This is a genomic window from Cupriavidus consociatus (genome assembly GCF_017814975.1).
Taxonomy (GTDB): domain Bacteria; phylum Pseudomonadota; class Gammaproteobacteria; order Burkholderiales; family Burkholderiaceae; genus Cupriavidus; species Cupriavidus consociatus.
Genome location: NZ_JAGIQA010000148.1, coordinates 1 through 789 on the forward strand (window position 1 = coordinate 1; position 789 = coordinate 789).

Sequence of the window (789 nt, forward strand, 5' to 3'; positions counted from 1 at the left end):
TGGCGGCCTCGGCTCATCCCGCCATGATATCCGAGGCGATTAATTATTCAACCTATTTACGGGATGTTGTACTAGGACCGATTCACACCGGCCGCGCTGTCCTGCAATGGACGGGTGGCGGACTCGAATGGGGCAGGGTAGAAATCTAGTTCTCGCCCGTCTTTGTCGTCTCGCACGTTTCTTCGGATGATCGTGCCTGAACCGCCGGGCGTTGCCGACAGCCTTGCACAGTTGGACTACCGGACCCGAGAACTCGTTGCTTATGTCGACGCGAATGGCGGGGCGGCAATCAATTGCGGAGCACGTCATCGTCAAATCAAGCCCATCTCTACCGCGCCGCCAGATCTGCGGTCAGTAGTTGAGTCCTTGGAGCAACTCGGGCTCTCGGAGTTTGATTGAACCCCAAGGTTTTTAACGCTCCCGCGAAGCGGTGGCATTGTTGCGTCGGTATACGTCCGGCGCGGCCACCGTCTTCACTCAAGGTCGTCGTCTGCCGGCAGCGTCCGGCCGCGCCGGGGCATTTCGGAGTCGAGCACCAGGCGGCCATGAACCCTTCCGTTCATGCGCGTGACGTAATGCGTGCACTCTTCCATATGGGCCGACATCAGTGCGCGTACCGCCTCGGCGTCGCGCTGGCGTGCCGCCTCGACAATGCGCTTGTGGAACTTGACGTTGGCCGCGCCGAATTTCTCGTGCTCGCAGGCAGGGGTGTCGTTGCCGAACACCACCAGCTGGCGGATCATCTCGTTGATCAGCTCGCACGAGAACCGCAGCATCGGGTTCGGGTTT

Annotated in this window: 1 protein-coding gene and 1 pseudogene; one reads left to right on the forward strand and one right to left on the reverse strand. The window is 60.3% G+C overall.

What is annotated here, in order from left to right; all coding sequences use genetic code 11:
* Nucleotides 1–183: 183 nt before the first annotated feature.
* Nucleotides 184–336 (forward strand): annotated as a pseudogene (locus J8I82_RS37830) (ISKra4-like element ISBte2 family transposase); the annotation flags it as partial.
* 137 nt (nucleotides 337–473) lie between these two features.
* Here J8I82_RS37830 and J8I82_RS37835 read toward each other — a convergent pair.
* On the reverse strand, nucleotides 474–789 hold a 316-nt coding region (locus J8I82_RS37835; protein ID WP_209765750.1), incomplete at its 5' end, for an FCD domain-containing protein.